The sequence below is a fragment of the Anaerococcus sp. HMSC075B03 genome (assembly GCF_001815585.1).
In the GTDB taxonomy this organism is placed as follows: Bacteria; Bacillota; Clostridia; order Tissierellales; family Peptoniphilaceae; genus Anaerococcus; species Anaerococcus vaginalis.
Genome location: NZ_KV821195.1, coordinates 101,132 through 107,661 on the forward strand (window position 1 = coordinate 101,132; position 6,530 = coordinate 107,661).

Here is a 6,530-nt window from a genome sequence, read left to right on the forward strand (position 1 = left end):
GAGTCAAGATGAAATAACTGTAATGGATGGCGGTAAGTGTATTTATCAGTTAAGAGGAGTAAGACCTTTTCTATCTGATAAATTCGATATTACAAAGCATAAGAATTACAAGTTGTTGGAAGATTATGATAAGAAAAACTTGTTTGATGTGGAAGAGTATTTAACAAATAGAGATAAAATAAAAATAAACAGGAACAGTTTGATTACAAGATTATGAATTAAGCCTAGGATAAAAATATTTTTGGTATAATATCTATATAAACCATGGAGGTAGGCATATGAGGTCTTATGAAAGTAAGGAAGAATTAAAAAATGAGATAAAGAAAACTTTTGGAAAATATATTTCAGAGTTTGATAATATCCCAGAAGAATTAAAAGATAAAAGAGTAGATCAAGTTGATAGGACACCAGCTGAAAATCTTGCCTATCAAGTAGGTTGGACAACTTTAGTTTTGAAATGGGAAGAAGATGAAAAAAAGGGAATTGAGGTTAAAACGCCATCTGACAAATTTAAGTGGAATCAACTTGGAGAATTGTATCAATGGTTTACAGATACCTATGCTCATAAATCGTTAAAGGAATTAAAAGAACAACTATCACAGAATATAGAAGATATTTACTCTTTGATAGATAATCTTACAGAGGAAGAATTATTTAAACCACATATGAGAAAATGGGCAGATGAAGCAACAAAAACTGCAACTTGGGAAGTATATAAATTTATCCATGTAAATACAGTAGCACCATTTGGAACATTTAGGACTAAGATTAGAAAATGGAAAAAACTTAATAATTTTGTGAATGTAATTAAATAATAAGGTTGGTGCTTTAATTGAATTATGAAAAATTTAAAAAAATAATAAATAGAAAAACCTCTATAATAGTATTAGATACAAATGTAATACTTGACTTAGCTCGATATTCATTATACAGTAGCAAAAACATATTAGAAATTTTCAAGGAGTGTAAGGATTTAATATGGATTCCGAATCAAGTGTATAAAGAATTTAATAAAAATAAATATAGCGTATTCGGACAATTGAAAAAAAAGTATCAAAATTTTGAAAAAGATTTACTAAGAGTAATTGAAAGGAGTCAAAAAAATTTAGAGAGTGTCTTGATTAAATCATCTAAATATAATTATTTTGGAAGAAAAAATTTGGAGAATGATTTAAATAACAAGTTAGTTGAATTAAAACAAATAATCAAATCTTATAAAAATAGTGTTGGTATTGAATATGATGAAATAACAACAGATTCTCCTGAAATAATTAAAGATATAGATAATCTTATTTCATATTTAGAAAAAAATAATAGGATAGGTAATAGGATAAGGTTTAGTGAACAATTAAAAATTATTAGAGAGGGTGAACTTAGGTATAAATATAAAATTCCGCCTGGATATGAGGACATTAATAAAGATGGAGTTGAAAAATTTGGAGATTTATTTGTTTGGAAAGAGATATTAGATTTACCAGTTGAAAAATCAGTAAAAGATATTATTTTTATTACGAATGATATAAAAGAAGACTGGTGGAGTAAGGATAGTCAAGATAATTTAGTAGTTCACGATAAATTATTAAGTGAATTTAAAGAAAAAAATCCAAATGTAAATATTGAATTTTTAACAACAGGAATGTTTCAGAATTTCGCTTCAAAAGTATATGATAGATATGATTTTAATGTTTATGTAGATTTAAATAGAAAAGATGTGTCATATGTAGAAAGAGTAAAACAAGATATTTCTAATGATATAGTTGACAGTATTTATAATAACAACTATTATTATCTAGAATCGTATGTTATTGGAAGTGAGGGTATTGAAGAATTAGATATAAATAATTGTGAATTCAATGAGATATTAGATACTTATGAAGAGTTTACAGACGAGATTGTTAGTATAACTTATGAGCTAGAATATTTAATAAATTTAAGTTGTGTATCCTTTGATTATTGGGGACGTGATGATGATACAAAAGAAGTCATACAATCACCACCAATAGAACAAGAATTTAGTGGAAGTGTCATAGTTAATGTCACAAGATTAATTAATAAAGATGATATCGAAGAAGATTCTTTTTATATTAATAATGATAAAGAATATACAGATATTGAAATAATTGAAATTCAGATAGATCAAGATTCTATAAACAAAAATGAAGAAGACTACGATGACTCTTATTTAGAAGAGGAGAATTACAATAATGATTATGCATTTATTTGCTCTAAATGTGGAAAGGGATTTAAGGATAGGCGAGAAGATGTAGGTGGTATTTGTCGAGATTGTTCATTTAATGATTAATAATATAGGATATTTTATTAAAGCAGTAATTATAAAGTTTACTGCTTTTTTTATACTCAAAATTAGGAGGTTAAGATGTTAAGGATAAGAGCTCCTACTTAGAACAATTTAATAAGGAATAATGTATAGCGATTGGAAATAAATAGATCCAGTCGCTTTTTTAATTGAAATTTATAGATTAAGGAGAAGAAATTAATGGATAGAGAAATGATAAATATTAATGCAAATTTAGTTAAAGAAGTGGAATTATCAGAATTTGAAAGAGATGGAGAAAAAGTAGATGTAGCAAATTTTACTCTCATTAAAAAATATGGTAAAGGAAAAGAATATATAAATTGTTCAGTCTACGGAGAAAAAAGCGAACGTGCAAAAGAATTAGATAAAGGAGATCTAATCCATGTCTTTGGATATTTCAAAGAAAACAAAAAAGGAGATAAGGTCTACAAGAATTTTATAGTTAAATCACTAAATAAAATAGAAAATAAGAAAGAAAACGAGGAGGAATAATATGGAATTTTTTACAGCTGGAGTTGGAGTTTTAAAGACACTTGTAACTGCAATTGGTGCAGGTTTAGGAGCATGGGGAGTTATTAACTTAATGGAAGGTTATGGTAATGATAACCCTGGTGCTAAATCTCAAGGTATTAAGCAATTTATGGCAAAATAAGGACGGAATAACACAACAAATTCTCTAAAACAAATCACTAAATCAATGTAAGATTGAATGAAATCAATATTTATGCTATAATTAAATAAATCTAATGAACAGAAAAAGAGGGATATTATGGCACTTAACTATAAACCATTATGGATACAGTTAGCAAAAAAAGGACTAAAAAAAACAGATGTAATAGCCATGGCAGGACTTACAACAAATGTTATGGCACAAATGGGAAAGGATAAACCAATTACATTTAAGAATTTAGAAAGAATATGTAAGGCTCTATCTTGCACTCCTAACGATATTATTAGTTTTGAAGATAATTTTAGTGACGAGGAATAGAAAATGAGTTTAAGGACAGAAGATCAAGTTAGGGATTATGCAAAAGAAGCAGAAGATATAAAACAAAATAAACTTTATGGTATCAAGTTTGATAGAGAAAGGGCGTAGGTTATGAAAAAATTTTTAAAGATTTTTATTTTTCTTGAAATAATACTCTTCGCATATATTTTTAATACTTCTATTTACAACATTTACGAAAAGAATAACATTTCTTCCGAGAATTTGAAGGGGTATGTTTTAGAAGAAACGTCTCCAGAAATTCTCAACAAATTTTATACAATATTTACAGAAGAATATTCTCAAAACAAATTAGAACTTATTAACAATACGCTCACTTCTACAGATAAATCCATTTATGATTTATATTGCTATCCATTAAATGAGTTTGTACAAAAGCAACCTATATCTAAGTCTATTTTGCTTCAATATCATGAATTGAAAAAGGAAGATTTCTTAGATAGTGTTGGTGTATTCTATACGGACTTACGAGCCGATGAAATAAAAGAGATAGAGTCTCAACTATCTGTTGCAATAAGCGATTTTCAAAATGAAGCTATTCCGTATAGAATGGTGTTAAAATTAAATCTTTTTAATTTTGTAATCTTGTATATTGTGCTTCAAATAATATACTGTATTTACACATCTTATAGTTTGAAAAAAATAGGTATTAAAAAAAGCATGGGCTTTTCTACTGTGCATATTTTAAAGGAGCAAATTACTAGTATAATAAAATATTTTGTTGTAATATGCTCAGTATTAATTTGCTTGCTAAATTTGTATTACGCATTAACAAACCGATTTGAATTTTCTTATTTGGCAACAAGTTTACTTTTCTTTACTATTATTTTAGCTATAAATATAATTTGTGTTTTAATTACAAGTATTTTAATTAAATTTGTTTCTTTGGAAGCAATGATAAAAAATAAGACTTTAAATAGCGGCATAAACATTATAGTTCAGGCTGTAAAAATAGTTTTTTCAGTAATAATCACGATTACTATTATTTCATTGTTAAATCAAGGAAACTCATTTAAACAAAGCCAAAAAGCTGTTTTAGATTATAAGTATCTGGATGGATATTATACCGCTAATGGTTTTAATTCATCAGAATATGATTATGCGTTAGCAAACAAAGACATATTAGAAAGTTATTCTGAACAAACATTAGAAATGTACAACGATAACCATTCGTTACTTTGTGATTTTAGTAAGGGCAGTGCTTTACAGACATCACGCCCCTATTATGAACAACAGCTTGTTATAGCAAATAGAAATTATCTGAGTGAATTCTCAAATGTCCAACTCAATGGAAAACCATTGGGAGAGGATATATTTAATGAGCCAACAGTATTAGTTCCTCATAAATATAAGAGCGATGAAAATTCTATTAAAGAATATATTAAGCAAGAATATTTCCGATTGATGAACTACGATCAATTTTATAAAATACCAGGAGAAGAAAAATCTATTGATAAATTTAATGTTGTCTATATAGATGATGATTCTACGGTAAAAGTTAATACAGAAAATGGTTTTTCAGACATGACTGACCCAATTATCATTGTTGATACGGGCGATTTTGGAGGGCTTTACTATTTGGATTCCTTAAATAGAAGATGTCTATTTTTTCAAATGGAGTCAAGAGAAGAATTTTCTTCTCTGTTAGCAGAATATAATTTCGAGAAATTAGTTACAGCCGGAACATTACTTACACCTTATTTAATGCAACTTGAAAATGTAAAATTTGTTCTTAAAACGCTCACTATGTTTACGATTGTCTTTATAGTTTCTTTACTGTTTATTTTGTATATTTCAAACTATGTAGACATTGTTGTAAATCGAAAGAGATATGCAGCAAAAGAGATTTTAGGATTTTCTCATTTTAGAACACTGAAAAATCGTTATATTTTTTGGGGTATCGAACTAATTATATCGGGCGTATTAACTGTTATAAATTATTATTTTGCTTGTCTTTTTGCGATTATACTTATTGACTATATATTCTGCGAATTGCTTTATAGAGTTTATATCTTAAACTCTTTATACGAGATTGAAAAGGGGGCATAAGTATGTCATTGATTACATTGAAGAATATCAAAAAAGAATATGGAAAAAATCAGGTTCTATTTGAAAATTTATCTTTAGAAATAGAAAAGGGCGAGTTTGTAGGACTTGTAGGCAAAAGTGGTGCAGGTAAAACGACACTTTTAAATATAATTGGATTGATTACTGATATATCTGAGGGAACAATCACTATTGATGGTCATCAAAATTTGTCCGTAAACAGCAAAAATGCTATGATTTTGAGGAGACATACTATAGGATATCTGTTTCAAAATTATGGACTAATAGAAGATGAAAGCGTATTATGGAATTTAAAATTAGCTCTTGAATATAAAAAAATGAAAAAGAAAGAAAAGCTGAAAGTAATCAATGAGTATTTGAAGCAATTTGAGTTGAGTGATATGCTTAACAAAAAAGTATATCAGCTAAGCGGTGGAGAGCAGCAGCGAATTGCAATTATTAAATTAATTTTGCAAGGAAGCCAGATTATATTAGCTGATGAACCAACTTCTGGACTTGATAAAGAGAACGAAATGATAGTGATGAAACTTCTGAAAGAATTGAATGAAAAGGGAATTACTATAATCATGGTAACTCACAACATGAATTTGTGCAATTACTTTTCCAGAGTTATAAATGTAGAAAATTTTAGATAGTTAGAAGATGAATTTTCAGAATTTGAAAAAGATGGAGAAAGAATAATAAATAGAAAATCATTATAGAAACATAGATGATATTTCAAAAGACATAAGATTTTAATAGTGAAACTTTGAAAGGGATAGCAGAAATGTTATCTCTTTTTTAATACAAGAAAGGAGTTATATATGAAAAAATTAGAACAAATAAGACAAGAGTCAAAAGAAATAAAAGATAAAATTGACCATACAGAAGAGAGATTAAGACAACTAAAAAATCAAGAACAAAAGATATTAAAACAAGACATAGTAAAAAGAAGAAAAGGAAGAACTCATAGGCTAATAAAAAGAGGAGCAATCTTAGAAAGCCTTATAAAAAATGCAGAAGAACTAACAGATGAAGAAATAAAAATCCTACTTGAAGAAGCAACAAAGACAAAAGAATTTAAAGAAACACTAAAAATAATAAGAGAAAATTAGGGAAAATATAATAATTAAATCTCCCTTAGATTTTCTAAGGGCGCAA

The 6,530-nt window shown here is 27.4% G+C and carries 7 protein-coding genes and 2 pseudogenes; all 9 read left to right on the top strand.

All coding sequences use genetic code 11. The features are described 5' to 3' along the window. A pseudogene (locus HMPREF3045_RS06590) lies at positions 1-217 on the top strand (type IV secretory system conjugative DNA transfer family protein); the annotation flags it as partial. Between the two features lie 61 nt (positions 218-278). Beyond that, on the top strand, positions 279-815 hold the full coding sequence (locus tag HMPREF3045_RS06595; RefSeq protein WP_001258251.1) for a ClbS/DfsB family four-helix bundle protein: 537 nt from the start codon (positions 279-281) through the stop codon (positions 813-815). 17 nt (positions 816-832) lie between these two features. Continuing rightward, a complete protein-coding gene (locus tag HMPREF3045_RS06600; RefSeq protein WP_001105422.1) occupies positions 833-2,302 on the top strand; it encodes a PIN-like domain-containing protein in 1,470 nt (489 codons plus the stop codon). A 195-nt stretch (positions 2,303-2,497) separates the two neighbouring features. After that, a complete protein-coding gene (locus HMPREF3045_RS06605) occupies positions 2,498-2,809 on the top strand; it encodes a single stranded DNA-binding domain-containing protein (RefSeq protein WP_002839977.1) in 312 nt (103 codons plus the stop codon). A gap of 1 nt (position 2,810) precedes the next feature. Beyond that, positions 2,811-2,963, top strand: a pseudogene (locus tag HMPREF3045_RS06610) (Maff2 family mobile element protein); the annotation flags it as partial. Positions 2,964-3,086: 123 nt separating this feature from the next. Next, on the top strand, positions 3,087-3,305 hold the full coding sequence (locus HMPREF3045_RS06615) for a helix-turn-helix domain-containing protein (RefSeq protein ID WP_001207345.1): 219 nt from the start codon (positions 3,087-3,089) through the stop codon (positions 3,303-3,305). A 111-nt stretch (positions 3,306-3,416) separates the two neighbouring features. After that, the gene (locus HMPREF3045_RS06620) at positions 3,417-5,372 is read left to right on the top strand and encodes a hypothetical protein (RefSeq protein WP_070738120.1); all 1,956 of its coding nucleotides are present in this window, start codon (positions 3,417-3,419) and stop codon (positions 5,370-5,372) included. Between the two features lie 2 nt (positions 5,373-5,374). Beyond that, a complete protein-coding gene (locus tag HMPREF3045_RS06625) occupies positions 5,375-6,025 on the top strand; it encodes an ATP-binding cassette domain-containing protein (RefSeq protein ID WP_070738123.1) in 651 nt (216 codons plus the stop codon). A 168-nt stretch (positions 6,026-6,193) separates the two neighbouring features. After that, positions 6,194-6,484, top strand: coding sequence for a DUF3847 domain-containing protein (locus HMPREF3045_RS06630; RefSeq protein ID WP_070738126.1), 291 nt, complete (start codon positions 6,194-6,196; stop codon positions 6,482-6,484). Positions 6,485-6,530 lie beyond the last annotated feature (46 nt).